This window comes from Aeromonas sp. BIGb0405, assembly GCF_024807335.1.
GTDB lineage: Bacteria > Pseudomonadota > Gammaproteobacteria > Enterobacterales > Aeromonadaceae > Aeromonas > Aeromonas rivuli.
Map to the genome: position 1 here is coordinate 21,612 of NZ_JANUEP010000008.1, position 24,511 is coordinate 46,122.

The following is a 24,511-nucleotide window of genomic DNA, read 5'->3' on the forward strand; positions in this document are numbered from 1 at the left end:
TCCTGCTCGCTCAGGGTCAGCGCCTCTCGCTGACCGCTCAAACCCGTGCTGGTTCAGCGAGGCTCAAAGCGGTAGCGGGTGAGGTGGTGATAGCGCTGACCCGGCAGCAGCCAGGGATCCCCCAGCTCGGGTCTGTTCGGGCTGTCCGGCAGCTGCTGGGCCTCCAGGCAGAGGCCGTCGTAATCCTGATAGCGCTGCCCGTCACGACCCTGGGTCTTGGCCAGCCAGTTGCCGGTGTAGAGCTGCAGCGAGGGCTGATTGGTATGCACCTCCATCGCCAGCTGTCCGTCACCCGAGACCAGCAGGGCGGCCCATTCCGATGGTGGCCCATTGAGCAGGAAGGCGTGATCGTAGCCCTTGGCCTGACGTTGCTGGGGGTGGCTCAGCCACTCATCCCCAAGGAGGCGACCGCCACGAAGATCGAAGGGGCCCTCGACAGCGTGGGGCGCCAAGGGCAGGCCGCTGGCATCCGTGGCGAGGAAGCGGTCCGCCTTCAGGGTGAGCTTGTGATGACGCACATCTCCCCCCCCATCGAGGTTGAAGTAGGCGTGGCTGGTCAGGCTGACCGGGGTCGGCGCATCGGTACTGGCCCAGCACTCCACCACCAGATCCCGCTCCTCGAGCCGGTATTCCAGCGCTACCCTGAGGTTGCCGGGAAAGCCCTGATCCCCATCCGGGGAGAACAGGCTGAGCCGCACCCGGCTGGCCTCCAGGGTTTCAATCTGCCAGGGTTGGCGATGAAAACCCCCCGCCCCCCCATGGAGGGTGTGGGGAGGCTGATTGGCATCCAATGGCCAGCATTGGCCGTCTCGCGCAAGGGTTGCGCCCCCGATACGGTTGGCAAAACGTCCCGCCACCGCCCCCAGCCACACCTGCTGGGTCGGATAGTCGGCGTCGGAGCAGCCGAGCAGCAGCTCTCGCCTCATCCCACCAACCGGCAGGCTCAGGGAGCTCAGGGTGGCACCAACATCGAGGCCGCGTAGCCGCAGCCCGCACTCATTTTCCAGCTCGAAGGATCTCACAGCCGACCCGCTCCGGCGCTGGCGCGGCAGACATAGCTGTCGGCCTGCAGGCCAAAACGGGCGGGATATTCGACGTCGATGGCGGCGATCACCTCATTCAAGCGCTCCGGGCGCAGCAGGGCGACCACGCAACCCCCGAAGCCACCGCCGGTCATGCGCACCCCGCCTTCGCTGCCAATCTTTGCCTTGATGATCTCCACCAGGCCATCGATGGGGGGCACTGTGATTTCGAAGTCATCGCGCATGGCGGCATGGGACTGCGCCATCAGTTCGCCGAGGCGTACCAGATCCCCTGAGGCGAGCGCCTCGGCGGCGGCCAGGGTGCGGCCATTCTCGCCGACGATGTGGCGGGCACGGCGATAGCAGGCCTCGTCCAGCCCGGTTTTATTCGCCTCCAGGGTGGCGGCATCGAGGTCGCGCAGCGCCTTGACGCCGTAGTGACGGGCCGCGGCCTCGCACTGCTGGCGGCGCAGGTTGTATTCGCTGTCCACCAGGCCACGGCGCACGTTGGAGTTGATGATGAGCACAGCGAGATCCATCGGCATGGGGATGAGCCGACTCTCCAGGCTGCGGCAATCGAGCAGCAGGGCATGGTCCGGCTTGGCGCAGGCCGAGATCATCTGATCCATGATGCCGCAGTTGCAGCCGACAAACTGGTTCTCCGCCTGCTGACCGTTGAGGGCTATCTCGGCCTGGCTGATGTCGAGGTTCAGCGCCTCCTTGAAGGCCTGGCCGATGGCCACCTCCAGGGAGGCGGAGGAGGAGAGCCCGGCCCCCTGGGGCACATTGCCGGAGACCACCAGATCCAGGCCGCGCAGGGGCTGGCCCCGCGCTTGCAGGTACTTCACCACGCCACGGATATAGTCGCTCCAGCGCTGGTCCGGGTGGTGCTCGATGGGAGCATCCAGGGAGAACTCGTCGTGCTCCTCCCCGTAGTCGGCGGCGATGACCCTCACCCTGGCATCCTGGCGCAGGCCGATGGCGACGCAGGTCTCGTAATCGATGGCGCAGGGCAGCACGAAGCCGCCGTTATAGTCGGTGTGCTCGCCGATGAGGTTGACCCGACCGGGCGCGCGTATCATCAGGTCGGCGGCCCGGCCAAACACCTTGTGGAAGAGGGTGCTGGCCCTGTGGCTGGGGTGATTCATGGGGTGGATCCTCGCATCTTGTAGTGGATGGGGCTCAAGGTACGCAGTCGCTCGGCGGCCTGCTCCGGGGTGAGATCGCGCTGGGTCTCGGCCAGCATCTCGAAGCCCACCATGAACTTGCGCACAGTGGCAGAGCGCAGCAGGGGCGGGTAGAAGTGGGCATGAAGCTGCCAGGCCTCTGGGCAAGTCGAGTGTGGCGGCGCGAAGTGCCAGCCCATGGAGTAGGGAAAACTGCATTCGAACAGGTTGTCGTAGCGGCTGGTGAGCTCCTTGAGCGCCACCGCCAGATCCTCTTGCTGCTCCCGGGTGAGATCCAGCAGGGAGGGCACATGGGCCTTGGGCAGCAACAGGGTTTCGAACGGCCAGGCGGCCCAGAAGGGCACCACCGCCAGCCAGTGTTCGCTCTCCACCACGATGCGGGATCTATCTTTCAGTTCCCGTTCCACATAGTCGAGCAGCAGGGGGCGGCCATGCTCGGCCAGCCACTGCTGCTGGCGCTCCTGCTCCCTGGCTATCTCGTTGGGCAGAAAATCGCTGCCCCAGATCTGACCATGGGGATGAGGGTTGGAGCAGCCCATGACGGCGCCCTTGTTTTCAAAGACTTGCACCCAATCCCACTGCTGGGAGAGCTCGGCCACCTGGTCGCGCCAGGTCTGGATCACCGCCTCTATCTCGGGCAGGGCCAGCTCGGGCAGGGTCTTGCCGTGATCCGGCGAGAAGCAGATGACCCGGCTGGTGCCACGGGCAGCCTCCAGTTGCAGCAGCTGATCCTGGCCCTCCTGCGCAGCCGGGGTGTCCTGCATCAGGGCGGCGAAGTCGTTGGTGAAGACGAAGGTGTGGCTGTAGTCGGGGTTCTTGTCGCCACTGACACGGGTATTGCCGGCGCAGAGAAAACAGTCGGGATCATGGGCGTGGCCCGGCGCCTCGCTTATCTTCTCAATCTGGCCCTGCCAGGGGCGCTTGGCCCTGTGGGGGGAGACCAGCACATACTGGCCGGTCAGGGGATTGAAGCGGCGGTGGGGGTGATCCAGGGGATCGAACATCATCACACCTCGTGACTGTCTGTCATGGAAAGGGAGGCTATGGCACCGGGCCGTAGCGAGCGGGTAGCGGCGGTCAGCAAGCGGCTCATTGGTCATAACCCTGGGGGTTGAGGGATTGCCAGCGCCAGCTGTCGGCGCACATGGCCGGGAGATCCCGGGTGGCATGCCAGCCCAGCTCACGTTCGGCCTTGGCGGGATCGGCCCAGCACTCGGCGATGTCTCCCGGGCGCCTTGGTTCCAAGGCGTAGGGAACAGGTCGGCCGCATGCCTGCTCGAATGCCTGAACCATTTGCAATACGCTCTGGGGCTGGCCCGTTCCCAGGTTATAGGCATGAACGCCGGGGCGACTGACGCAGTGTTGCAGCGCCTTGACGTGGCCCTCTGCGAGATCCATCACATGGATATAGTCGCGAACACCTGTGCCATCCAGGGTGGGGTAATCGTTACCAAATACCGATAATTGCGGGCGTCTGCCGATGGCCACCTGAGTCAAAAAGGGCATGAGATTGTTGGGTATGCCCTGGGGATCCTCCCCCATGGTGCCGGATGCATGGGCACCAACCGGATTGAAATAACGCAGTTGCGTCATGCTCCACTGGGGTTCGGCGGCCTGCAGATCCTCGAGGATCTGCTCGATGATCAGCTTGGATCTGCCATAGGGGTTGGTGGCCGAGCGGGGGAACTCCTCGCGGATCGGCACGCTGGCCGGATCGCCATAGACAGTAGCCGAGGAGCTGAATACCAGGTTGTGCACCTGGGCCTGCGCCATGGCCTGTAGCAAATCCAAGGTACCGGCGACATTGTTCTGGTAATAGGCCAGCGGGATCCGGGTCGATTCTCCCACTGCCTTGAGTGCGGCAAAGTGGATGACGGCGTCAATCTCATGCTCGGTGAAGATGCGAGCCAGCAGGGCGGAATCCCTGATATCCCCTTGATAAAAAACAGGCTTCTGACCAGAAATGGTGGCGATGCGATCCAGCACGGCCAGCTTGCTGTTGCAGAGATTATCCAGGATCAGCGGTGTGATACCCGCGGCCTGCAGTGCGAGGCAAGTGTGGCTGCCTATGTAGCCGCAACCGCCTGTGACCAATACCTTCATCCCTTGTCTCCGGTAAAGGGGGTGTGGATCAGGAGTCTAGCCGAGCCTCTGATGGCTAAACTGTGAGCGGGTTAACAATATCGTGTAAACGATTACACTCTTTTGTTTATAGCCGACTCGGGGGCAGTGCGCTTTTCCCCTGTTATCAAAGGGATTGCTGGTTATAATGGCCCGGTCGCGGTCAGTGAAAAGAGTGAAAACAGCATGAGCACCATCAAGGATGTCGCCCGTCTTGCCAATGTCTCGGTGGCAACGGTTTCACGGGTGATGAACAACTCTCCCAAGGCGAGTGCCACCTCGCGCGCCCTGGTCCAGCAGGCCATGGCAGAGCTGGGTTACACCCCCAACGCCAACGCGCGGGCCCTGGTCAGCCGTACCTGTGACACCATGGGAGTGGTGGTCAATGATGTGGCCGATCCCTTCTTCGGCGCCCTGATCAAGGGGGTGTCCGGGGTCGCCGTGGAGCGGGGCTTGCACCTGCTGATGGGTAATGGTTTTCACAATGCGGAGCAGGAGCGGGGCGCCATCGAGCTGCTGATCGGCAAACGCTGTGAGGCCCTGGTGGTTCACAGCAAGGTGCTCAGTGACGAAGTGCTGATTGATTACGCCATGCGAGTACCAGGCATGGTATTGATTAATAGAGATATTCCCGCCTTGAAGGGGCGCTGTATCTCCCTCAACAACAGCTTGGGGGCCGCCACCGCCACGCGCCATCTGCTGGAGCTGGGTCATCGCCGTATTGGCTTCCTCGGCTCGGATCACGCCATCGAAGATGCCAGCTCCCGGTTGCAGGGCTATCGCGACGCCCTGAGCGATGCGGGGGTGGTGGCAGATGCCGAACTGGTGGAGTGTGGCACCCCCAATGAAGAGGGGGGAGAGCGCGCCATGCTCAATCTGCTCGCCAAGGGGCTGAAGGTGACCGCTCTGGTGGCCTACAACGACGCCATGGCGGCCGGCGCCATCTCCGTGTTGGCCGATAACGGCTTCAAGGTGCCGGAGGAGGTGTCCGTGGTCGGCTTCGATGACATCATCTACGCCAGATACCTGAGACCCAAACTCTCTACCATGCGCTACCCCATCGAGCTCATGGCGGCCCAGGCGGCCAAGTTGGCGCTGCAGCTGGCCGCAGGTGAAGGTGAGGCGCAACAGAGCCGCATCTATACACCGACCCTGATCAATCGTCACTCGGTCGCCCCCCTGCGCAGTTAAATCCCGACCTTGGCCTCGTTTAGACAGCAGACCCGCCATCAGGCGGGTCTGCTGTTTCTGGCATATTCAGCGATGCCACCGTGGCAGGAGGTTGAGGGATCTGCGGTCAGCTCCCCCGATCGATAGGACAATGCGGGTTGCTCGCATGATGACTATTGTGACTCTCACCCCGCATTATTCTGGCCTTATCTATCGAAGTGTAATCGTTTACATCTTTGTGAGGCAGATCGCCGTTTCCCCATAAAAACTTCACTACACTGCAGCTGTTTTCCGAATAATCAGGGAGAGGAAACATGCTCAGGGAGATTCTGGCGCGCCGAGACTGGCAGAACCAAGGGGTAACCTCGGTCAATCGCCTGGCGGCGCATACCCCCCTCGCCAGTTGGCGCGACGAAGAGGCGGCACGTGCCGATCTGCCCTCCGACTCCCGCTTGCTGCTCGACGGCGACTGGTACTTCTCCTTCTTCGAGACTCCCGAGCTGGTGCCCGAACAGTGGGTTCAGCAGGATCTGGCCGATGCCTGCCTCATCCGGGTGCCCGGCAACTGGCAGCTAGATGGTGCCTATCCGGGCACACGGCCGCAGACCGATGGCCCCATCTACACCAATATCAAGTACCCCTTCCCCTGTGATCCCCCTCGGGTGCCAAGCCAGAATCCGACCGGTTGCTACTCTCGCAACCTGCATTTACCCGCCAATTGGCTGGCCTCGGGACAGACGCGCATCATCCTGGATGGCGTCAGCAGCGCCTGCCATCTGTTTTGCAACGGCCACTGGGTCGGTTATTCCCAGGACAGCCGCCTGCCCGCCGAGTTCGACCTGACTCCTTGTCTGCGCGAGGGGGAGAACCGGATAGCCCTGTTGGTGCTGCGCTGGTCCGATGGTTCTTATCTCGAGGATCAGGACATGTGGTGGCTTTCCGGCATCTTCCGCTCGGTCACGCTGCTCCATAAGCCTGAGCGCCACATCGCCGATCTGCGCATCACCCCGCTGCTCGATGCCTGCTACCGGGATGCGCGGCTCACGCTGGCGGTGCGGGTGGCGGGTGGCGCCGGACTGAGTCTGAGAGCCACCCTCTATCAGGGTGATCAGCCGTTGACCAGCCTGGAGCAGGGAGTGGGCACGGCCATCATCGATGAGAAAGGGAGCTTTGAGGACCGTGCCGAACTGATCCTGAAGGTGGACAATCCCGCCAAGTGGAGCGCCGAGACCCCGCATCTCTATCGTCTGACCCTGACCCTGCTCGATGAGCGGGGTACCCCCATAGAGAGCGAGGCCCATGATGTGGGCTTTCGGGCGGTGGAGATCCAGGGCGGCCTGCTGCGGCTCAACGGTCAGCCCTTGCTGATCCGTGGCGCCAATCGTCATGAGCATGATCCCGCCCGGGGTCATGCCATCGATGTGGCCAGCATGGCGCGGGATCTGACCCTGATGAAGCAGCACAACTTCAACGCGGTGCGCTGTGCCCATTACCCCAACCATCCCGAATTCTACCGGCTCTGTGACAGGCTGGGTCTCTATGTGGTGGATGAGGCCAATCTGGAGACCCACGGCATGAGTCCCATGGGGCGCCTGGCGCAGGATCCTGACTGGAACGGGGCCTTTTTGGAACGGGTCACCCGGCTGGTCGCTCGCGATTTCAACCACCCCAGCATCATCATCTGGTCCCTGGGCAATGAGTCCGGCTATGGGGCGGCCCACGATGCCATGTATGCCTGGGTCAAGCGGGCAGACCCGAGCCGACCGGTCCAGTACGAGGGGGGCGGTGCCGACACCCCGGCCACCGACATCATCTGCCCCATGTATGCCCGTACCCATCAGGATCAACCCTTCCCGGCGGTGCCCAAGTGGGCGCTGACCAAGTGGATCGGCCTGCCTGGCGAGCAGCGGCCGCTGATCCTGTGCGAATACGCTCACGCCATGGGCAACAGCCTGGGTGGCTTCGCCGAATATTGGCGGGCATTTCGTGACCATCCTCGCCTGCAGGGTGGCTTTGTCTGGGATTGGGTCGATCAGGGACTCGACAAGTTGACCGAGGATGGCCGCCATTTCTGGGCCTATGGCGGTGATTTTGGCGATCTGCAGAACGATCGCCAGTTCTGCATCAACGGCTTGCTGTTCCCGGACAGGACGCCCCATCCCGCATTGTTCGAGGCCAAGCGGGCCCAGCAGCCATTCCGCTTCGAGCTGCTGTCACACAGCCCTCTGGTGGTGCGCATCGAGAGCGATCTGCTGTTTCGCGTGACGGATAACGAGCGGCTACGTTGGCGGTTGTGCGAGCAAGGGGTGGTGCTGCAAGAGGGTGAGTGCCCACTCACCTTGGCGCCTCAGGCGGCGCTGACCCTGACCCTGCTGCCCACTCTGCCTGCTTTCGCTGCCGGCACGCTGGCCTGGCTGGATCTCTGCATCGAGCAAGTGAATGCCACCCCCTGGTCAGCCCCGGATCATGACGTAGGGCGCCAGCAGTTTTCCCTGCCGACCCCTCTCGCACTCCCTCAACCCCGGACATCGGCTCGATTGATGGAGCAGGCCGAGAGTTGGCACGTGCTGGCCGGTGAGAGCCAATGGTGTCTGGACAAGGAGAGTGGCCGCATCACGGGCTGGCGCAAGGGTGGCCGTGAGCGTCTCCTCGGGGAGCTGGCGGATCACTTCTACCGTGCGCCACTGGATAACGACATCGGCACCAGCGAGGCGGATCATCAGGATCCCCACTCCTGGATTGCTCGCTGGCAGCAGGCCGGGCTCGGCGAGCTGAGCCACCGTTGCCTGGGGATAACGCGAGTGGGGGAGGCCAGCTTGCAGGTGGAACATGGCTACTTCGTCGGCGAGCAACTGAAGATCCTGACTCACTGGCGCCACGACTTCGAGGCAGGCGGCGCCATGAGGCTTGCCATCGACGCCCTGGTGAGTGATGACTTCCCCTCCTTGCCCCGGATTGGCGCCAGCCTCTGGCTGGCGGAGACAGTCGACAGTATCGAGTGGCTAGGCCGTGGCCCTCATGAGAACTATCCGGATCGCTGTCTGAGCGCGGACCTCGGTCGTTGGCAACTGCCCATTGCCGCGTTGCACACCCCCTATATTTTCCCCACCGACAATGGCCTGCGTACTCAGGTTCGGGAGTTGCAGCTCGCCGACCTCAGGGTCGAGGGGGAGTTTCACTTCAGCATCAGTCCCTACCGTCAGTCGCAGCTGACCGAGGCCCGCCATCAGACCGACCTGATTGCAGAGGGGGGTCTGCACCTGTGCCTCGATGGTTTCTATATGGGGATCGGGGGGGATGACTCCTGGAGCCAGAGCGTGCGCCCTGAATATTGGCTGACACCGGGGAGATACTATTGGAACTCTGTACTAAGCTGACTTCGGCGACAGAAGCTGACATTTACCCCAGTGACAGAAAGGTTCAAACAGGCCTCAAGTTAATATAACCATTTGTTTTATATCAAACAAATCACAATGTAACAGAGTGTAAACGTTTTCATTTTGTCGTCAGGATCACAGATTAAATGACAACAACCTGATTACATTAGAGTTACACCAGCTCGATTGGTGTACAGCTTTCCTACAAAACAGATAGACACACCGGAGCATAACAATGAGAAAAATCACGACAGTTGCCGCCCTGCTGATGGGACTGACGGCAGGCGCCACCGCCCACGCTGAAACCCGTATCGGGGTTACCGTCTATAAGTACGACGATAACTTCATGGCAGTTGTTCGCAAGGCGATCGAGAAGGAAGCGGCGGCGACCCCGAGTGTGGAACTGCTGATGAATGACTCCCAGAATGACCAGTCCAAGCAGAACGACCAGATCGACGTGCTGCTGGCCAAGGGCGTCAAGGCCCTGGCGATCAACCTGGTCGATCCGGCCGCAGCCCCTGTCGTGATTGAGAAGGCCCGTGGCGAAGAGATCCCGGTTGTGTTCTACAACAAGGAACCGAGTGCCGCCGATCTGGCCAGCTATGACAAGGCCTACTACGTGGGCACCGACTCCAAGGAGTCAGGCATCATCCAGGGTCAGCTGATCGCCAAACACTGGAAAGCTCACCCTGAGTGGGACTTGAACAAAGATGGCGTCATCCAGTTCGTACTGCTCAAGGGCGAGCCGGGCCACCCGGATGCGGAAGCCCGTACCACCTACGTCATCAAGACCCTGAACGATGGCGGCCTCAAGACCGATCAACTGCACATGGATACCGGTATGTGGGATACCGCCATGGCCAAAGACAAGATGGATGCCTGGATCTCCGGCCCCAACGCCAACAAGATTGAAGTCGTCATCGCCAACAACGATGGCATGGCAATGGGCGCCGTCGAGTCGCTGAAGGCGCAAGGCAAGTCAGCGATTCCGGTATTCGGTGTCGATGCGCTGCCCGAGGCGCTGGCTATGGTCAAGAGCGGTGCCATGGCAGGTACAGTGCTGAACGATGCGGCCAACCAGGCGAAAGCCACCTTCGATCTGACCAAGAATCTGGCTGAAGGCAAACCGGCCGGGGAAGGTACCAAGTGGAACATCGTCGACAAGGTCGTCCGTGTTGCCTACGTGGGTGTAGATAAAGACAACCTATCTCAATTCGAGTAATCCCCCCTCCAGGGCAAGGGAGATCCCCTTGCCCTTTTTTCAACCAGATGTGATGGCTGATATGACAACACAGCAACAATCAGAATGGCTGTTGGAGATGATTGACGTCAGTAAGAGTTTTCCTGGCGTCAAGGCACTCGATAATGTCAATTTACGGGTCCGTCCTCATTCTGTGCATGCGTTGATGGGCGAGAACGGGGCAGGTAAATCCACGCTGCTCAAATGCCTGTTCGGCATCTATGAGAAAGATCAGGGCAAGATCTTCTTCAAGGGACAAGAGATCAACTTCACCTCCTCCAAAGAGGCGCTGGAGAACGGCGTCTCCATGGTGCACCAGGAGTTGAACCTGGTATTGCAACGCACCGTGATGGACAACATGTGGCTCGGCCGCTACCCCACCAAGGGTTGGTTCGTCGATCACAACAAGATGTACCAGGACACCAAACACATTTTTGACGAGCTGGATATCGACATCGATCCCCGGGTCAAAGTGGGCACCCTGTCGGTGTCCCAGATGCAGATGATCGAGATCGCCAAGGCATTCTCCTACGATGCCAAGATTGTCATCATGGATGAGCCCACCTCCTCCCTGACCGAGAAAGAGGTCAACCACCTCTTCAAGATCATCAACAAGCTGAAAGAGAAGGGCTGCGGCATCGTCTACATCTCCCACAAGATGGAGGAGATCTTCCAGCTATGTGACGAGATCACCATATTGCGGGATGGCCAATGGGTGGCGACTCAACCGCTCAAGGGCATGACCATGGATCAGATCATCGGCATGATGGTTGGCCGTGAATTGACTCAGCGCTTCCCGGAAAAAACCAACCAGCCGAAAGAGGTGATCCTCGAGGTCGAGCACCTGACGGCCAAGAACCAACCCTCCATTCAAGACGTGACCTTCAACCTGCACAAGGGCGAGATCCTCGGTATCGCCGGGCTGGTGGGGGCCAAGCGCACCGACATCGTCGAGACCCTGTTCGGGATCCGCGACCACAGCGAAGGGGTCATCAAGCTTCATGGCAAGCAAGTGGCGAACCATACGGCCCACGAGGCCATCTTGAACGGTTTCGCCCTGGTGACGGAGGAGCGCCGCTCCACCGGTATCTATTCGCGCCTCGATATCGCCTTCAATTCCCTGATCGCCAACATGGACAGCTACAAGGGCTCCATGGGGCTGCTCAGCAACAACAAGATGAAGAGCGACACCCAATGGGTCATCGACTCCATGCGGGTCAAGACCCCGACCCAACAGACGCAGATCGGCTCCCTGTCCGGCGGCAACCAGCAGAAGGTCATCATCGGCCGCTGGCTGCTGACTCAACCGGAAATTCTGATGCTGGATGAGCCGACTCGCGGCATTGATGTGGGCGCCAAGTTCGAGATCTACCAACTCATCCTGGAGCTGGCCAAGAAGGACAAGGGCATCATCATTATCTCGTCAGAGATGCCTGAGCTGCTGGGGATCACAGACCGCATCATTGTCATGAGCAATGGCCGGGTCGCCGGGATCGTCAATACCAAAGAGACTGACCAGAGCGAGATATTGCGCCTGGCCTCTCTGTACCTCTAGAGACAGGAAGATATTTATGGAGTCGGCTAAAAATTTCAATCTGATGCAGGCGCTCAAAGAGAACGCCATCTACTTGGTGCTGCTGGTGCTGCTCATGATCATCGTGATCCAGGAGCCATCCTTCCTGAGCCTCACCAACCTCAGCAACATCCTGACCCAGTCTTCGGTGCGGGTCATCATAGCGTTGGGTGTGGCAGGTATCATCATCACCCAGGGCACCGACTTGTCGGCGGGTCGTCAAGTTGGCCTGGCGGCGCTGATCGCGGCCACCATGCTGCAGTCGCTGACCAACGTCAACAAGGTGTTCCCCGCCTTGGGGGAGGTGCCCATTCCCATGGTGATCCTGCTGGTCTGTGCCGTGGGTGCCCTGATAGGCCTCGTCAATGGCCTGATCGTGGCCTACCTGAACGTGACGCCCTTCATCACCACCCTGGGCACCATGATCATCGTCTACGGCATCAACTCGCTGTACTTCGATTCCGTGGGCGCCTCTCCGGTGGCGGGCTTTGACCCCCGCTTCTCCAGTTTCGCCCAGGGGTTCATCAGGATAGGCAGCTTCAAGCTCTCCTATCTCACCTTCTATGCGGCCATCGCCAGCGTCTTCGTCTGGGTGTTGTGGAACAAGACCCGCTTTGGCAAAAACATCTTCGCCATCGGCGGCAACCCCGAAGCCGCCAAGGTGTCCGGCGTCAACGTGGCCGTCAACCTGGTGATGATCTATGCCCTGGCCGGTGTCTTCTACGCCTTCGGCGGCATGCTGGAAGCGGGTCGGGTCGGCAGCGCCACCAACAACCTCGGCTTCATGTATGAGCTCGATGCCATCGCGGCCTGCGTGGTGGGCGGGGTGTCGTTTGCCGGTGGTGTGGGCACGGTTGCCGGGGTGATCACCGGGGTGCTCATCTTCACCCTGATCAACTACGGCCTGACCTATATCGGCGTCAGCCCTTATTGGCAGTTCATCATCAAGGGCGGCATCATCATCTTGGCGGTGGCGCTGGACTCGATGAAGTACGCCAAGAAGAAGTAAGCAGATTGGCAGCTAGAAAACGCAGGTTCGCCCTGCGTTTTCTTTTGGAGGTACGATGGCTTTTAAGATCAAGATATATGCGCTCCTGCTTCTGGCCATTTTGATCACGGTCGCCACCTCCTGGGTGAGCGTCAATCACTTCATCAGCGGTTACATCCGTGACCAGGCAAGCCACAACATCGATGAGCAGATAACCCTGGTCAAAGAGAAGCTGGCGGGGGACATCAATCAGAAGATAGTGCTGGCGGCCAACCTCAACTTCGGGGTGACCAACGTCAAGAAGACCTTGGAGGAGACGGGGTTCCTCAACATCGTCAAGGTGATTGGGGACATGGCCTTCGACACCAACGGCGTCATCAAGGAGCCGGCCCGGGTCGAGGCGCTGCGCCAGCTGATCCCCCAGGCCCGCAATCAGATCCAGGTGAGCGGTTTGCAACAGATAGAGGGCAAGCCTGCCATCTCCATCCTGGTGCCGCGCGGTGATGATTCTGCCTACATCTATTACCTCGACATGAGTGAATTCAGCGCCCTGCTGCAGAAGATGAGTGGCGAAGGACGTCACTTCGAACTGGCCGATAGCCAGGGGCAGCTGCTCTATAGCGACAAACCGGATGGCGAGTCCCTCCCCAAGCTGCATGAGCTGGACATTCGCGGTCAGCCATGGCGACTGACCGGCTTCGTCGACCAGGCCTACATCCGGGCCATGACCCAGGCCATCAACGGCAAGATCACCCTGGCTCTGCTGGGGGTGGCTCTGGTGGTGATGGTGCTGGCTATGGTGGCGTTCAACCTGGCTTATAGACCTATTTTGTCCTTGAAGGGATTGGTGCTGGCCCTCTCCGAGGGGAATGGGGATCTGACCCGGCGTTTACAGGTGACAAGCCATGATGATCTCGGTCAGATCTCGGCGGGCATCAATCGCTTCATCGCCCAGCTGCAGGAGATGATGCAGGAGGTGAGCCAGGCCAGCGGTCAGTTGCATAGCGAGATAGGGGGACTGACCGGGCAAACCCAGGCAGCTCAACGGCTGCTGGCAACCCATGTCAGCGAGACGGAACAGGTCGTCACGGCAGTCAACGAGATGAGCGCCACCGCCGTCTCAGTCTCCCGTAGCGCCGCCGATACTGCCACGCTCACTCGCCAGAGCGAGCAGCTTGCCAATGCCTCACGGGCGGTGGTGGATGATGCCATGCGCAGCGTCATGGCCCTGGTGGACGAGGTGGAAGCGACCTCGGGTTCGGTACAAGCCATGCAGCAAGAGGTGCAGCAGATTGGCTCTGTCTTGGGCGTCATCGGCAGCATTGCCGAGCAGACGAATTTATTGGCGCTCAATGCCGCCATTGAAGCGGCGCGTGCCGGCGAGCAGGGGCGGGGATTTGCGGTGGTGGCCGATGAGGTTCGCTCCCTGGCGGCACGCACTCAACAGAGCACGGCAGAGATACAGGCCATGCTGACCCGTTTGCAGCGCGGCAGCAGTGGGGTGGTTGAGGCCATGTCCATGACAAGGCAACGCTGCCAGAGCGCCGCCGAGAACACGACACGGGTCAATGAGTCTCTGGATACGATGATGGGCGAGGTGGTGGAGATCAATGGCCTCATCACTCATATCGCCACTGCCGCTGAGCAGCAGAGTGCCGTCGCTGAGGAGATCAATCGCAACATGAGTGCCATCGCCGAGGTGATCCGCCAACTGAAGGGTAATGGTGAGGCGACGGTGGCAAGCTCGGGGGCCATGAAGCAGACTTATGACCGGCTGGGCCGGATAGTGGCGCACTTTCGTCTGGCGTAGCCAGAGGGGAGATAAGCAGAAGAGTGAGTAGGCATCACGGAGTGATGAGCGGGGTGGCGAAAGCCGCCCTTTACTATTGATGCGGGGAGCTTATGGCAAAAATCCAAAAAAGATGGGGGCGACTTGCGTCGCCCCCGATAGTCTTATCGTTCATATCCGTGAACGAAGTTGCTCCCTGCAATCCCTGACTATACCTCTTCCTTTAGGTTTCCCCTTCCCAATCCTTTGGGGTGTCCTTTAGCCATCATGGCCTGACGAGTCATCCATTCCCGTCGCACTTTCTCCATCCTGGGAGGTGTCCTTTACCACATCCTGTGGTGAGTCCATTTGCCCAACCCTGGCAGCCAATCTTCCTGATTGACTTCGACTGCGTCCGTGCAGGAGTAACTATAAGGATTTTCGACTGGCTCACAACGCCATCTTGAAAAACGTTTTAGTTGGTTGCCTTGTCATTCATGTTTTGTTGTGTTTTTTTTATTACAAATCAATCGATTAAAGTTTACTTGTGCTGTTTATAAGATCTATCAATCCGATTATACCTGTCCAGAAATGGGCGTATTGCTCACTCATTCAATGGCGAATATCTCACAATCTCTTCAAGCCAGTCTCAGTCGGGCTCACTCGAATGGATTAAGCCACAGGATCTGCATCTGTTGGTGCGGGTGATGACGTCGGGAGCAGCTGCCATGGCGACATGGGTTGTGGGGCTTGGCGCCCGGGTTCTTGTTCAGGATACCGGGGTGAACCGCCAGGCAAGTTTCAGCAAAGTGCCTCTCAAGACGGGGACGGCGAGCGATGCAGCCCGTGCCATGCCGGTCACCATGGCGACAGGAGGCGAGGGGTAGCCGTCGGGGGACGCAGGGCGCTCTGGCAGCAAATGGCAGGGCAGGCGCGTAACGATCGGATATGGCTATTGGGGGATGGGGAGAAGATGCAAGGGAAGGCTCGCCTTCCCTTGCATTGCAGCTTAGTAGTGTTGAGTGCCACCGCGCCAGATGCAGACATATTCGGGTACCAGCATTTGCGGCATGTTGTCGACATGGCATACCACCAGCGGCATGGCGGGGGCACCGTCTGCCTGAGCCAGGGTTGGCGTCATGGGCAGAACCAGCGCGGCAAGCAGAAGCAGGGGTTTGATGTTCATGGAGCTCTCCTTGATGACATTTATGACGGAAGCGTTAACGTCATATGGATACCGTTGTGATCCGGATCACTTTTCTAGTTAAGTTGAGCAAACCCCCACTGCAAGGATTTGTCATAAATTCAACTAATGAAAAAAGTTTCAAAATAGTGGAAGTCGATGTCATGGGAGGGACAAGCCGCAAGATGCGGTTTTATTGCATAGTCAGCCGGACAGCCCCATTTCTCTTGGGGCCAGCAGCCCTTCCCCCACTATCCTGAGTCCCTTGCTTTGATCCAGAACAATAAAATATCTATGCACGAAATCGTAGGGAGATGACTTTTTATCTCGCTGAGCTCCCCGCAATGGCGAGTGAAAAATTCAAACTCTTGCATATAAAGCCAGGCATGGCTGAGCGTCACATTTAAGTTGTTGTATTAATTTAATTAAAATTGTATTTGGTACTTATGTAATATGAGTTTACCCCATGGCAACCTGGCCGAGAAAAGGAATAAAAGCGTATGGAAATGAATGATTATGCGATGCATCCAGGGGATTAATTGCTGGTTATGTCGGTGGGGTCAAATAAATGCGCTGCATTTTATTCAGCTATAGCTCGATGTGATCTAAGTCTGGTTTTTCATGTTTTCACAGACCTAATCTCTACCTCGAAAGGCAGAGGCAGGATAGAACACAAGCCGAGTACCCTACAAAAAGAATATCCCGCCTTGGCCATGAGAAAGAATAGAAGGAGTCTATTCAATCACTCGCATGGACCCCAGAAAGACGGAATATAACCATGAGCAAATTTTATGTAGGTTCTGAAGTTGGCCAACTGCGTCGTGTCATGTTGCATCGCCCCAATCTCAGTCTCAAGCGTCTGACCCCTTCCAACTGTCAGGACCTGCTGTTTGACGATGTCCTCTCTGTTGAGCGGGCTGGCGAGGAGCATGACAAGTTCGCCCAAGTGCTGCGCGATCAGAATGTCGAAGTCTTCCTGCTGACCAACCTGCTGGCCGAAACCCTGGATGTGCCAGAAGCCAAAGCCTGGCTGCTGCAACATCAGGTCTCCGATTATCGCCTCGGCACCGCCTTGGCCAATGACGTGCGCTGCTTCCTGGCTGACATGCCGCACCGCGAGCTGGCCCGCATCCTCTCCGGCGGCCTGACCTACGCCGAGATGCCCTTCAGCGGCGTCAACATGGTAGTGGGCATGCACGCTCCGACCGACTTCATCATAGAGCCGCTGCCCAACCACCTTTTCACCCGTGATACCTCCTGCTGGGTTTACGGTGGCGTCTCCATCAACCCCATGGCCAAGGCCGCCCGTCGCCGCGAGACCAACCATGTGAAGGCCATCTACCGCTGGCACCCGCAGTTTGCCGGTCAGGACTTCATCAAGTACTTCGGTGACGAGGATCGTGACTACGACAACTCCACCATCGAAGGCGGTGACGTGCTGGTCATCGGCCGTGGCGCCGTGCTCATCGGCATGTCCGAGCGCACCACGCCGCAAGGGGTGGAGCACCTGGCCCGCGGCCTGTTCAAGCACGGTCAGGCCAAACAGGTCATCGCCATGCAACTGCCGAAACACCGCAGCTGCATGCACCTGGATACCGTCATGACCCACATGGACATAGACACCTTCTCCGTCTATCCGGAAGTCATCCGCAAGGATGTGAACTGCTGGAGCCTGACTCCTGGCGGCGCCACCGGCATGAACATCAAGGAAGAGGGTTACTTCGTGACCGCCATCGAGAAGGCACTGGGCGTGGATCAGCTCAAGCTCATCACCACAGGTGGTGACAGCTTCGAGGCCGAGCGCGAGCAGTGGAACGACGCCAACAACGTGCTGACCGTGCGTCCTGGCGTGGTCGTGGGTTACGAGCGCAACACCTACACCAACGAGAAATACGACAAGGCCGGCATCACTGTGCTGTCCATCCCGGGTGAAGAGCTGGGACGTGGCCGCGGCGGCGCCCGCTGCATGAGCTGCCCGATGGAACGTGACGGCATCTAACAAGACGGCGTGGCGCCGGCAGAGGCTGGCGCCACCTACCCCAAGATTCGAGAGTAACACTCATGAAAAAACCAACTGTCGTCGTCGCCCTGGGGGGCAATGCCCTGCTCCGTCGCGGTGAGCCACTTGAAGCGGATATCCAGCGCAAGAACATCGCCACCGCCGCCAAGACCATCGCCCGGATCGCCGAGGAGTACAACGTGGTACTGGTGCACGGCAACGGCCCGCAGGTCGGTCTGCTGGCCCTGCAAAACAGCGCCTATACCAAGGTCTCCCCCTATCCGCTGGATGTGCTGGGCGCCGAGACCCAGGGCATGATCGGCTACATGCTGATCCAGGAGCTGAAAAACCTGATGCCGAGTCGCAACGTCACCGCGCTGCTGACCCAGGTGCAGGTCGACCCGCAAGATCCGGCCTTCGCCAATCCGACCAAGTTCATCGGTCCCGTCTATGAAGAAGCCGAAGCCCGCGCCCTGGCGGCCGAGAAGCAGTGGAGCGTCAAGGCCGACGGCAAGTTCTTCCGCCGCGTGGTGCCGTCCCCGCTGCCCCAGCGCATCGTCGAAGGCGACGCCATCGAAACCCTGATCGCCCAGGGTCACCTCATCATCTGTACCGGTGGTGGCGGCATTCCGGTGACCTGGGATGGCCAGTGCCTGACCGGCATCGAAGCCGTCATCGACAAAGACATGTCTGCCGCCTACCTGGCCAGACAGATCAAGGCCGACGCCCTGCTGATCCTGACCGACGCCGATGCCGTCTACCTGGATTGGGGCAAGCCGACCCAGCACCCGCTGCGGGTCACCAGCCCGGCCGAGCTGGCGGGCGTCCAGTTCGATGCAGGCTCCATGGGGCCGAAGATCGAGGCGTCCTGTGAATTTGTCAAAGCGACCGGCGGCATGGTCGGGATCGGTTCCCTGGAAGATGGTCTGGCCATTCTCAGGGGCGAGGCGGGCACCAATATAGTCGCCACCCATACCGTGAATGCCTGAGTAACCGAACAACTTTGAACTGTGTACTGCGTAGTCAGTAACACCGCCCGAATGCGGCCTGAACAACTTTGTAATGTGTATGCGTAGTCAATAACACTGCCCAAATTGGTCTGAACAAATATAGAGAGAACTCATCATGGCTTTTAATCTGCGTAACCGTAACTTCCTGAAACTGCTGGACTTCACCCCGCGCGAAATCCAATACATGATCGATCTGGCCATCGACCTGAAAAAAGCCAAATACGGTGGCTATGAGCGCAAGCATCTAAGCGGAAAAAATATTGCCCTCATCTTCGAGAAGACCTCCACCCGCACCCGCTGCGCCTTTGAAGTGGCGGCCTTCGACCAGGGCGCCCAGGTCTCCTACCTTGGCCCAAGCGGTTCCCAGATCGGTCACAAGGAGTCCATGAAGGACACCGCCCGGGTGCTGGGCCGCATGTATGACGGCATCGAATACCGTGGCTACGGCCAGGAGATAGTCGAAGAGCTGGGCGCCCATGCCGGCGTCCCGGTCTGGAACGGCCTGACCAACGAATTCCACCCGACCCAGATCCTGGCGGACTTCATGACCATGCTGGAGCACGGCAAGGGCAAGCGTCTGGATCAGATCAAGTTCGCCTACCTGGGTGACGCTCGCAACAACATGGGCAACTCCCTGATGGTCGGTGCCGCCAAGATGGGCATGGACATTCGTCTGGTTGCTCCCAAGGCCTTCTGGCCGGAAGAGGAGCTGGTCGCCAAGTGCCGCCAGATCGCCGAAGAGACAGGTGCGCGTATTCACCTGACCGAAGATGTGAAAGAGGGCGTGCTGGGTACCGACTTCCTCTACACCGACGTCTGGGTTTCCATGGGTGAAGCGAAGGAAGCCTGGGATCAACGGGTGAAACTGATGACCCCCTATCAGATCAACATGGACGTCATCAACGCCACCAAGAACCCGGATGTGAAGTTCATGCACTGCCTGCCGGCGTTCCACAACGATGAGACCACCATGGGCAAGGAAGTGGCTGACAAATATGGCATGAAGGGTCTGGAAGTGACCGAGGACGTGTTCGAATCCGAGCACAGCATAGTCTTCGACGAGGCCGAAAACCGGATGCACACCATCAAGGCAGTGATGGTGGCTACGCTGGGCGACTAAGGTCGCAGTAGTGGTGCCGGGGGGTGACCCCCGGCTTTTCGACCATGTGACGGCGGCATAACACCTCTAACCCTACGACCCGCAGATACATGGATACCACACCACAGAAGGAAGCTGGACCATGACCAAATTCAAGTTCCCGTCAGCCTACACCATATTGTTTGTGCTGATCGCCCTGGTGGCCGCCCTGAGCTGGATAGTGCCGGCCGGCAAATACGACATGGTAATGAATGAAGCCCTCGGCAAGGAAGTGCCGGTGGCTGGCACCTACAAGCTGGTAGAGGCCAATCCCCAGGGGATCGTCGACGTGCTGCTGGCACCCATCGATGGCCTCTACAACCACGACACCTATGAGGCAGGCGCCATCGACGTCTCCCTCTTCATCCTGATCATCGGCGGCTTCCTTGGCATTGTGACCAAGACTGGCGCCATCGATGCCGGTATCGAGCGCGTCACCGATCGTCTGCGTGGCCGCGAGGAGTGGATGATCCCTATCCTGATGGCGTTGTTCGCCGCAGGGGGCACCATCTACGGCATGGCCGAAGAGTCGCTGCCCTTCTACACCCTGCTGGTGCCGGTGATGATGGCCGCCCGCTTCGACCCCGTGGTCGCCGCCGCGACCGTATTGCTCGGCGCCGGTATAGGGACGCTGGGTTCCACCATCAACCCGTTCGCCACCGTGATTGCCGCCAACGCGGCCGGCATCTCCTTCACCGACGGCATCTGGCTGCGGGTCGCCATGCTGGTGGCCGGCTGGCTGCTGTGCGTGGCCTATGTGATGCGTTACGCCAAGATGGTGCGCAACGACCCCAGCAAGTCCCTGGTGGCCGACAAGTGGGATGAGAACCGTGCCCACTTCCTCGGCAACAAGAGCGACCAGATGCTGGAGTTCACCCTGACCCGCAAGATAGTGCTGGGTATCTTTGTGGCCGCCTTCGCCGTGATGATCTACGGGGTGGCCGTGCTCGGCTGGTGGATGGCGCAGATCTCCGGTGTCTTCCTGGCCGCCGCCATCATAGTCGGCCTCATCTCCCGCATGAGCGAGGAGGAGCTGACTTCCAACTTCATCGACGGTGCCCGTGACCTGCTCGGCGTGGCTCTGATCATTGGTATCGCCCGCGGTATAGTGGTGGTGATGGACAATGGCATGATCACCCACACCATCTTGAACAGCGCGGAAGGCATAGTGACCGGCCTCTCCACAGTGGTGTTCATCAACGTGATGTTCGTGCTGGAAGTGGTGCTCTCCTTCCTGGTGCCGTCCTCCTCCGGTCTGGCGGTGCTGACCATGCCGATCATGGCGCCCCTTGCCGACTTCGCCAACGTGGGCCGCGAGCTGGTGGTGACCGCCTACCAGTCCGCCTCCGGCCTGGTGAACCTGGTGACCCCGACCTCCGCCGTGGTCATGGGTGGCCTGGCCATCGCCAAGGTGCCTTATGTGCGCTGGCTGAAGTGGGTGGCACCGCTGCTCGGCATACTGACTGTGCTGATCGTGGTCTGCCTGAGCCTGGGGGCCCTGCTGTCCTAAGCCTTACCCTTGTGATGAAACGGGAGCCGCTGGCTCCCGTTTTTTATGGCTGGAAAAAGTGGCTGGCCATTTGCCGTGGAGCAATTTGGACGGCGTGGGGGAAAACGGCAGCGGCGGATGATGATACGAGCGGCGCTCAGGCAAGAAAAAGGCGACCCAGAGGTCGCCTTGCTGCATTCGGGGCTGGTTTAGCGCGCCTGGGCCAGGGTGCGCAGCACGGCTTCATGAGCCTGATGGGTGCGACTGATGTGGCGCGGGGCGACCAGCACCACATCATTGCCCGCGACGGCGCCCAGGATCTCGGGATTCGCATGACGATCCAGCAGTCGAGCCACCACGGTGGCGGCGCCCGGGGTGGTGTGGATCAGCACCAGCTGGCGGTTATGGTCGACGGAGCGCACCATGTCGTGCACAGAACGGCTGCAACCGGCAGGCTCCAGTTGATCCTCCACTAGCGTGTAAATCTTCTTGCCGCTGGCATTCTGGGCCTTGGCCACGCCGAGACGGCGCAGCAGCCGGGAGATGGTGGACTGGCTGATGTCGGTGAAGCCCTGTTTGGCAAGCTCGTGGCGGATCTCTTCCTGGGTGCTGAAGCAGTGTTGGCCTATGATGCGGCGGCAAGCATCGAGCTGAGCCGTGTCTGTTTCCTGCTCCAACGGGTGGAAATGGGTCTTGACCAAGATGGATGTCCTTTGCCCTTGTCATCAGTGAGATCTATGCCAGGGCGTGACAACACTGGTGGGATCGACTGACAAGAAAGTATCGGGTAGTGGATCCATGGGGCTAACCATGGCTGAGATGGCAAATTATAGCTAAACGACAGCTGCGGGCTGTGACCCGTATCAAAAATGGGCCCCTTGGGGCCCAGTCGAAGATGGAACATTCCTCTTGCCAGGCCCAGTGGCCCGGATATCAGTAACGCTCGCTGACGATATCCTGGGTGAAGGACTTCTCGCAGTATTTGCACTTCATGCGTACAGCACCCTTGACCTCGCGCACGCTGAAGTAGCTATCCACCGGCTCGTTGTGGGAGATGCAGTTGGAGTTGGGGCAGTGGAACACCCCGGTGATGAACTCCGGCAGGGCCAGCTGGTGCTTCTTCACCACGTTGAAGTTTTCGATGATGTTGACGGTCGCATTGGGGGCGAACAGCGCCAGCTGGTTGGCCTGCTGCTCGGTCAGGCGGGTGTTCTCAATCTTGATGAGATCCTTCTTGCCGAGGGCACCGGATTTGAGGTTGAAGCCGACGGTGATCCGCTCCTGGGTCTCGATCAGCTGGAACAGTTTCAGGATCTTGATGCCCTGACCGGCAGGGACGTGGTCGATGACGGAGCCGTGACGGATGGCTTCGACTTGCAGTTGGTTCTTGTCAGGCATGATATTCCCCTCAGACGAATTCATTCAGCACCAGTGTCTGGCGCGCAATAGAGTGACGGATTGCCGCTGGCCGGGCCAGGAAGCGCTCCTTAAACGGTTTCGTTCAGCACCAGAGCAAGCAGTGCCTGGCGCGCATAGACCCCATTTTCCGCCTGCTGGAAGTAGTAGGCGTGAGGGGTCTTGTCGACGGCGACGTCTATTTCGTCAACCCGGGGCAGGGGGTGCAGTATCTTCATGCCCGGCTTGGCGCCGGCCAGGGTACTGAGATCCAGCACGAACTTGGCGGCCATGTGCTTGTATTCGGTCTCGTCGAAGCGCTCTTTCTGGACCCGGGTCATGTAGAGGATGTCCAGCTCCGGCATCACCTCTTCCATGGTCTCGTGCACGCTGAACTGGATGCCCTTCTCTTCCAGCTCTTCGCACAGGTAGTCCGGCATCGCCAGGGCCTCGGGAGAGATGAAGAAGAAGCGGCAGTTGAACAGGCTCAGGGCCTGGGCCAGGGAGTGCACGGTGCGGCCGTACTTGAGGTCGCCGACGAAGGCGACGTTGAGGCCGTCCAGCTTGCCTTGGGTCTCCCGGATGGAGAAGAGATCGAGCAGGGTCTGGGTCGGATGTTGATTGGAGCCGTCACCGCCGTTGATGACAGGCACCCGGGAGAACTCGGAGGCGAGGCGGGCAGCCCCTTCCTTGGGGTGACGCATCACCACGGCATCGGAGTAGGAGCCGATGATCTTGATGGAGTCGGCCAGGGTCTCGCCCTTCTTGGCGCTGGTGTTGCCGCCGTCGGCGAAACCGATGATGTTGCCGCCCAGGCGCTGTACAGCGGTCTCGAAGGAGAGTCGAGTACGGGTGGAGGCTTCGAAGAAGCAGCTGGCGACCAACTTGTTGTGCAACAGCTGGGTGTTGGGTTCGGCCTTCAACCGCTGAGCGGTCTCGACCACCAGTTCCATCTCGGCGCGGGTCAGATCCGAGATAGAGATGACGTGTTTGTTATAGAGTGGATTGGTCATCGTCTGCATTCCCTTTGGCATCTATGAAGGTTTTTCTGGCACAAAAAAAAGCCCCTGAAACAGGGGCTCTTCTCAAAATAAGTTGGGGATCTGTGGGTCGGGAACCGGAAACAACGGGGCCGCTCTGGTGCGCTCCACCCGTCTGCAAGGCTGTTTTCTTGTTCAAAAACTGCATCGTCATGTCCCGACCTTTTTCAAAACCGGACAGATTATAGAGTCGCTTTTTGAATTGTCAAAAATTTATTTCAGAGGCACTTTTACGGCAAAAAAACGTTTAACTGTTGCGAATGGGGCGACAAAGCCAGATCTGGTGCAGAGGCTGCTGCGAGGCCCCCTCGAAGGCCATGGCCCGTAAATAGGCGAGCCGGTGATGTCCCTCCAGCAGACAATAGGGGGCAGGCATGGCTCGGCCATCCGGGTACCGGCTCTGCTCATCGGTCGCCAACACTATGATGGGCTCGGGCCAGCTGCCTTGACTCAACATGTAGTCACCGAGCCAGGAGCGGCGCACGTAACTGTTGTGGTTGAGCAGCTCCTGCCAACGTGCGATCGCCTCCATGTGGCGGGAGCCGACCTGGGTGACAATCTGCGCCGTGGGCCAGGCTTCACACTCGAATCGGTGCTGGGCGAGGTCGATAAAGCTCCAGTTGGACTCAAAACCGCGCCAATGACGGTAAATCCACTGGGCCAGCACATTTTGGGGAATGAAGGGCACCAGTGGGGCGACCCGATCGAGATAGTCGGGCAAGGACTCGGTGTTGCGTTCATCCCTGAAGTTGAGCGGTGCAAGTTGTTGAAGTAATCGGTAATTGAGCATGAGTAGCCTCCTCTTGCCAAG

General features: G+C 59.5%; 20 protein-coding genes. 11 read left to right on the forward strand and 9 right to left on the reverse strand.

What is annotated here, in order from left to right:
* Positions 1-53: 53 nt before the first annotated feature.
* The 4 genes from M2366_RS15790 to galE form a co-directional block, all read right to left on the reverse strand.
* A complete protein-coding gene (locus tag M2366_RS15790; protein ID WP_259237093.1) occupies positions 54-1,022 on the reverse strand; it encodes a galactose-1-epimerase in 969 nt (322 codons plus the stop codon).
* The gene (gene galK, locus M2366_RS15795) at positions 1,019-2,170 is read right to left on the reverse strand and encodes a galactokinase (RefSeq protein ID WP_259270145.1); all 1,152 of its coding nucleotides are present in this window, start codon (positions 2,168-2,170) and stop codon (positions 1,019-1,021) included. Before galK ends, M2366_RS15790 begins: the two co-directional genes overlap by 4 nt.
* Entirely contained in the window at positions 2,167-3,213 is a 1,047-nt protein-coding gene (locus M2366_RS15800) for a UDP-glucose--hexose-1-phosphate uridylyltransferase (protein WP_259270172.1), read from the reverse strand. The genes galK and M2366_RS15800 overlap by 4 nt, the downstream gene beginning before the upstream one ends.
* Before the next feature lie 85 nt (positions 3,214-3,298).
* A complete protein-coding gene (galE, locus tag M2366_RS15805) occupies positions 3,299-4,312 on the reverse strand; it encodes a UDP-glucose 4-epimerase GalE (protein WP_259270146.1) in 1,014 nt (337 codons plus the stop codon).
* 204 nt (positions 4,313-4,516) lie between these two features.
* On the opposite strand from galE, the gene M2366_RS15810 reads away from it, so the two are divergent.
* The 7 genes from M2366_RS15810 (at position 4,517) to M2366_RS15840 (ending at position 15,333) form a co-directional block, all read left to right on the forward strand.
* Positions 4,517-5,521 (forward strand): substrate-binding domain-containing protein, encoded by a 1,005-nt coding sequence (locus tag M2366_RS15810; RefSeq protein ID WP_042042586.1) that lies wholly within the window; start codon positions 4,517-4,519, stop codon positions 5,519-5,521.
* A gap of 293 nt (positions 5,522-5,814) precedes the next feature.
* Positions 5,815-8,877 carry a beta-galactosidase gene (locus M2366_RS15815; RefSeq protein ID WP_259270147.1) on the forward strand — a complete coding sequence of 1,021 codons (3,063 nt, stop codon included), beginning with the start codon at positions 5,815-5,817 and terminating at the stop codon, positions 8,875-8,877.
* Between the two features lie 235 nt (positions 8,878-9,112).
* Positions 9,113-10,099, forward strand: coding sequence for a galactose/glucose ABC transporter substrate-binding protein MglB (gene mglB, locus M2366_RS15820; protein WP_224431496.1), 987 nt, complete (start codon positions 9,113-9,115; stop codon positions 10,097-10,099).
* A gap of 52 nt (positions 10,100-10,151) precedes the next feature.
* The gene (gene mglA / locus M2366_RS15825; protein WP_259270148.1) at positions 10,152-11,672 is read left to right on the forward strand and encodes a galactose/methyl galactoside ABC transporter ATP-binding protein MglA; all 1,521 of its coding nucleotides are present in this window, start codon (positions 10,152-10,154) and stop codon (positions 11,670-11,672) included.
* Positions 11,673-11,688: 16 nt separating this feature from the next.
* Entirely contained in the window at positions 11,689-12,699 is a 1,011-nt protein-coding gene (mglC, locus tag M2366_RS15830; protein WP_042042592.1) for a galactose/methyl galactoside ABC transporter permease MglC, read from the forward strand.
* 55 nt (positions 12,700-12,754) lie between these two features.
* On the forward strand, positions 12,755-14,488 hold the full coding sequence (locus M2366_RS15835; protein WP_224431493.1) for a methyl-accepting chemotaxis protein: 1,734 nt from the start codon (positions 12,755-12,757) through the stop codon (positions 14,486-14,488).
* A gap of 686 nt (positions 14,489-15,174) precedes the next feature.
* The gene (locus M2366_RS15840) at positions 15,175-15,333 is read left to right on the forward strand and encodes a hypothetical protein (RefSeq protein WP_259270149.1); all 159 of its coding nucleotides are present in this window, start codon (positions 15,175-15,177) and stop codon (positions 15,331-15,333) included.
* A gap of 122 nt (positions 15,334-15,455) precedes the next feature.
* On the opposite strand, the gene M2366_RS15845 is transcribed toward M2366_RS15840, so the two are convergent.
* Positions 15,456-15,632: a hypothetical protein gene (locus M2366_RS15845; protein WP_198135285.1), complete on the reverse strand. Its 177-nt coding sequence runs from the start codon at positions 15,630-15,632 to the stop codon at positions 15,456-15,458.
* 775 nt (positions 15,633-16,407) lie between these two features.
* On the opposite strand from M2366_RS15845, the gene arcA reads away from it, so the two are divergent.
* The 4 genes from arcA (at position 16,408) to M2366_RS15865 (ending at position 21,286) form a co-directional block, all read left to right on the forward strand.
* On the forward strand, positions 16,408-17,628 hold the full coding sequence (arcA, locus tag M2366_RS15850) for an arginine deiminase (protein ID WP_259270150.1): 1,221 nt from the start codon (positions 16,408-16,410) through the stop codon (positions 17,626-17,628).
* A gap of 62 nt (positions 17,629-17,690) precedes the next feature.
* A complete protein-coding gene (gene arcC / locus M2366_RS15855) occupies positions 17,691-18,617 on the forward strand; it encodes a carbamate kinase (RefSeq protein WP_259270151.1) in 927 nt (308 codons plus the stop codon).
* Between the two features lie 136 nt (positions 18,618-18,753).
* Positions 18,754-19,758 carry an ornithine carbamoyltransferase gene (argF, locus tag M2366_RS15860; RefSeq protein ID WP_171275235.1) on the forward strand — a complete coding sequence of 335 codons (1,005 nt, stop codon included), beginning with the start codon at positions 18,754-18,756 and terminating at the stop codon, positions 19,756-19,758.
* A 121-nt stretch (positions 19,759-19,879) separates the two neighbouring features.
* On the forward strand, positions 19,880-21,286 hold the full coding sequence (locus M2366_RS15865; RefSeq protein ID WP_025328664.1) for a YfcC family protein: 1,407 nt from the start codon (positions 19,880-19,882) through the stop codon (positions 21,284-21,286).
* 188 nt (positions 21,287-21,474) lie between these two features.
* Here M2366_RS15865 and M2366_RS15870 read toward each other — a convergent pair whose 3' ends face one another.
* From M2366_RS15870 to M2366_RS15885, 4 genes are all read right to left on the reverse strand, one after another.
* Entirely contained in the window at positions 21,475-21,966 is a 492-nt protein-coding gene (locus tag M2366_RS15870; RefSeq protein WP_224431487.1) for an arginine repressor, read from the reverse strand.
* A 232-nt stretch (positions 21,967-22,198) separates the two neighbouring features.
* Complete coding sequence (gene pyrI, locus M2366_RS15875; RefSeq protein WP_005890729.1) at positions 22,199-22,663, reverse strand: aspartate carbamoyltransferase regulatory subunit; 465 nt, start codon at positions 22,661-22,663, stop codon at positions 22,199-22,201.
* A gap of 89 nt (positions 22,664-22,752) precedes the next feature.
* Entirely contained in the window at positions 22,753-23,673 is a 921-nt protein-coding gene (pyrB, locus tag M2366_RS15880; RefSeq protein ID WP_259237101.1) for an aspartate carbamoyltransferase, read from the reverse strand.
* Positions 23,674-23,947: 274 nt separating this feature from the next.
* Positions 23,948-24,490: a hypothetical protein gene (locus tag M2366_RS15885; protein ID WP_259237102.1), complete on the reverse strand. Its 543-nt coding sequence runs from the start codon at positions 24,488-24,490 to the stop codon at positions 23,948-23,950.
* Between the last annotated feature and the right edge of the window lie 21 nt (positions 24,491-24,511).

What these genes read in the sequence shown, in the direction of transcription:
- M2366_RS15845 (WP_198135285.1), bottom strand. Translation starts at nt 15,632, where the DNA reads ATGAACATCAAACCCCTGCTTCTGCTTGCCGCGCTGGTTCTGCCCATG.
- mglC (WP_042042592.1), top strand. Translation starts at nt 11,689, where the DNA reads ATGGAGTCGGCTAAAAATTTCAATCTGATGCAGGCGCTCAAAGAGAAC.
- M2366_RS15810 (WP_042042586.1), top strand. Translation starts at nt 4,517, where the DNA reads ATGAGCACCATCAAGGATGTCGCCCGTCTTGCCAATGTCTCGGTGGCA.
- M2366_RS15885 (WP_259237102.1), bottom strand. Translation starts at nt 24,490, where the DNA reads ATGCTCAATTACCGATTACTTCAACAACTTGCACCGCTCAACTTCAGG.
- M2366_RS15835 (WP_224431493.1), top strand. Translation starts at nt 12,755, where the DNA reads ATGGCTTTTAAGATCAAGATATATGCGCTCCTGCTTCTGGCCATTTTG.
- mglB (WP_224431496.1), top strand. Translation starts at nt 9,113, where the DNA reads ATGAGAAAAATCACGACAGTTGCCGCCCTGCTGATGGGACTGACGGCA.
- galK (WP_259270145.1), bottom strand. Translation starts at nt 2,170, where the DNA reads ATGAATCACCCCAGCCACAGGGCCAGCACCCTCTTCCACAAGGTGTTT.
- pyrI (WP_005890729.1), bottom strand. Translation starts at nt 22,663, where the DNA reads ATGCCTGACAAGAACCAACTGCAAGTCGAAGCCATCCGTCACGGCTCC.
- arcA (WP_259270150.1), top strand. Translation starts at nt 16,408, where the DNA reads ATGAGCAAATTTTATGTAGGTTCTGAAGTTGGCCAACTGCGTCGTGTC.
- M2366_RS15840 (WP_259270149.1), top strand. Translation starts at nt 15,175, where the DNA reads ATGGCGACATGGGTTGTGGGGCTTGGCGCCCGGGTTCTTGTTCAGGAT.
- pyrB (WP_259237101.1), bottom strand. Translation starts at nt 23,673, where the DNA reads ATGACCAATCCACTCTATAACAAACACGTCATCTCTATCTCGGATCTG.
- arcC (WP_259270151.1), top strand. Translation starts at nt 17,691, where the DNA reads ATGAAAAAACCAACTGTCGTCGTCGCCCTGGGGGGCAATGCCCTGCTC.
- mglA (WP_259270148.1), top strand. Translation starts at nt 10,152, where the DNA reads ATGGCTGATATGACAACACAGCAACAATCAGAATGGCTGTTGGAGATG.
- galE (WP_259270146.1), bottom strand. Translation starts at nt 4,312, where the DNA reads ATGAAGGTATTGGTCACAGGCGGTTGCGGCTACATAGGCAGCCACACT.
- M2366_RS15815 (WP_259270147.1), top strand. Translation starts at nt 5,815, where the DNA reads ATGCTCAGGGAGATTCTGGCGCGCCGAGACTGGCAGAACCAAGGGGTA.
- M2366_RS15800 (WP_259270172.1), bottom strand. Translation starts at nt 3,213, where the DNA reads ATGTTCGATCCCCTGGATCACCCCCACCGCCGCTTCAATCCCCTGACC.
- argF (WP_171275235.1), top strand. Translation starts at nt 18,754, where the DNA reads ATGGCTTTTAATCTGCGTAACCGTAACTTCCTGAAACTGCTGGACTTC.
- M2366_RS15865 (WP_025328664.1), top strand. Translation starts at nt 19,880, where the DNA reads ATGACCAAATTCAAGTTCCCGTCAGCCTACACCATATTGTTTGTGCTG.